General features: G+C 54.8%; 2 rRNA genes (1 of these 2 cut by a window edge). Both read left to right on the top strand.

What is annotated here, in order from left to right:
- Nucleotides 1-2,045 (top strand): 23S ribosomal RNA (locus tag ABID26_RS36790); it begins 843 nt to the left of the window's first position.
- Between the two features lie 227 nt (nt 2,046-2,272).
- Nucleotides 2,273-2,387: ribosomal RNA gene (gene rrf, locus ABID26_RS36785) — 5S ribosomal RNA — on the top strand.
- The last annotated feature ends 113 nt before the right edge of the window (nt 2,388-2,500 follow it).

The following is a 2,500-nucleotide window of genomic DNA, read 5'->3' as shown; positions in this document are numbered from 1 at the left end:
ACACTTACTGGAGGGCCGAACCCATAACTGTTGCAATAGTTCGGGATGACTTGTGGCTAGGGGTGAAAGGCCAATCAAACTCGGAAATAGCTGGTTCTCCGCGAAATCTATTTAGGTAGAGCGTCGACCGAATACCCCAGGGGGTAGAGCACTGGATGGGCTAGGGGTCCTCACCGGATTACCAAACCTAACCAAACTCCGAATACCTGGGAGTACTAGTCGGCAGACACACGGCGGGTGCTAACGTCCGTCGTGAAAAGGGAAACAACCCTGACCTACAGCTAAGGTCCCCAAGTTATGGCTAAGTGGGAAAGGATGTGAGGATCCCAAAACAACCAGGATGTTGGCTTAGAAGCAGCCATCATTTAAAGAAAGCGTAACAGCTCACTGGTCTAAATAAGGGTCTTTGCGCCGAAAATGTAACGGGGCTAAAGCCATACACCGAAGCTTAGGGTTCGTGAGCAATCACGAGCGGTAGCGGAGCGTTCTGTAAGCTGATGAAGCCGTACCCGTGAGGGGCGGTGGAGGTATCAGAAGTGCGAATGCTGACATGAGTAACGTAAGGGGAGTGAGAGACTCCCCCGCCGAAAGACCAAGGGTTCCTGCTTAAAGTTAATCTGAGCAGGGTTAGCCGGCCCCTAAGACGAGGCGGAAACGCGTAGTCGATGGGAACCACGTTAATATTCGTGGGCCTGGAGGTAGTGACGGATCACACAAGTTGTCCAATCTTATCGGATTGAAAGGGCAGCGGAGTGGTTCCAGGAAATAGCTCCTCCTTATAGACCGTACCCGAAACCGACACTGGTGGTCAGGTAGAGTATACCAAGGCGCTTGAGAGAACTATGCTGAAGGAACTCGGCAAATTGCACGCGTAACTTCGGAAGAAGCGTGACCCTTTTCTGCGCAAGCAGAGGAGGGTGGCACAGACCAGGGGGTAGCGACTGTTTATCAAAAACACAGGGCTCTGCGAAGCCGCAAGGCGACGTATAGGGTCTGACGCCTGCCCGGTGCTGGAAGGTTAAGAGGAGGGGTGCAAGCTCTGAATCGAAGCCCCAGTAAACGGCGGCCGTAACTATAACGGTCCTAAGGTAGCGAAATTCCTTGTCGGGTAAGTTCCGACCTGCACGAATGGCGTAACGACTTCCCCGCTGTCTCCAGCATAGACTCAGTGAAATTGAATTCCCCGTGAAGATGCGGGGTTCCTGCGGTTAGACGGAAAGACCCCGTGCACCTTTACTATAGCTTTACATTGGCATTCGTAGTGGCATGTGTAGGATAGGTGGTAGGCTTTGAAGCCTGGGCGCCAGCTCAGGTGGAGCCACCCTTGAAATACCACCCTTATTACTATGGATGTCTAACCGCGGCCCGTTATCCGGGTCCGGGACAATGTATGGTGGGTAGTTTGACTGGGGCGGTCGCCTCCTAAAGAGTAACGGAGGCGCGCGATGGTGGGCTCAGAACGGTCGGAAATCGTTCGCTGAGTGCAATGGCATAAGCCTGCCTGACTGCGAGACTGACAAGTCGAGCAGAGACGAAAGTCGGTCATAGTGATCCGGTGGTCCCGCGTGGAAGGGCCATCGCTCAACGGATAAAAGGTACGCCGGGGATAACAGGCTGATGACCCCCAAGAGTCCATATCGACGGGGTTGTTTGGCACCTCGATGTCGACTCATCGCATCCTGGGGCTGGAGCAGGTCCCAAGGGTATGGCTGTTCGCCATTTAAAGCGGTACGTGAGTTGGGTTCAGAACGTCGTGAGACAGTTCGGTCCCTATCTGCCGTGGGTGTAGGAATATTGAAAGGATCTGTCCCTAGTACGAGAGGACCGGGATGGACGGATCTCTGGTGGACCTGTTGTGGCGCCAGCCGCATTGCAGGGTAGCTATATCCGGACGGGATAACCGCTGAAGGCATCTAAGCGGGAAACCCACCTTGAAACGAGTATTCCCTGAGAACCGTGGAAGACGACCACGTTGATAGGCCGGGTGTGGAAGAGCGGCAACGCTTGAAGCTTACCGGTACTAATAGTTCGATCGGCTTGATCGTTCTCATTCCTAATATCCATCCGACAAGTCGGATGGCTTGTTCTCACTCACGCTTGTTCCGCCCTTCGGGCGGCGCTACGTGGGTGCGGCGCATCGGCGCCGACGGTCGGTCGACCTTGCGAAGCTTCGCTTCGAAAGGCGCCGGGCCAACAGAACAACCAAGGCACAAGGCGACGATCCTTGGATCGCGCTTGAACAGCTTCTCGATTTGAACGTGCGTTTTGCCGACCTGGTGGTTATGGCGGAGCGGCTGCACCCGATCCCATTCCGAACTCGGCCGTGAAACGCTCCAGCGCTGATGGTACTTCGTCTCAAGACGCGGGAGAGTAGGTCGCTGCCAGGTCTGCCAAGCGCACGTTCATCTCACATCCGGATCGGATCCGGATGGAGATAAATCTTCTTCTTACGGTTTTTGATGCATGTCGTTGCCGCAAAACCGCGCGGCACTTTTGGGCG

The organism is Mesorhizobium shonense (assembly GCF_040545255.1).
Lineage (GTDB): Bacteria > Pseudomonadota > Alphaproteobacteria > Rhizobiales > Rhizobiaceae > Mesorhizobium > Mesorhizobium shonense.
Note: the sequence above shows the minus strand (reverse complement) of the source record. Positions and strands in the feature narration are given on the sequence as shown.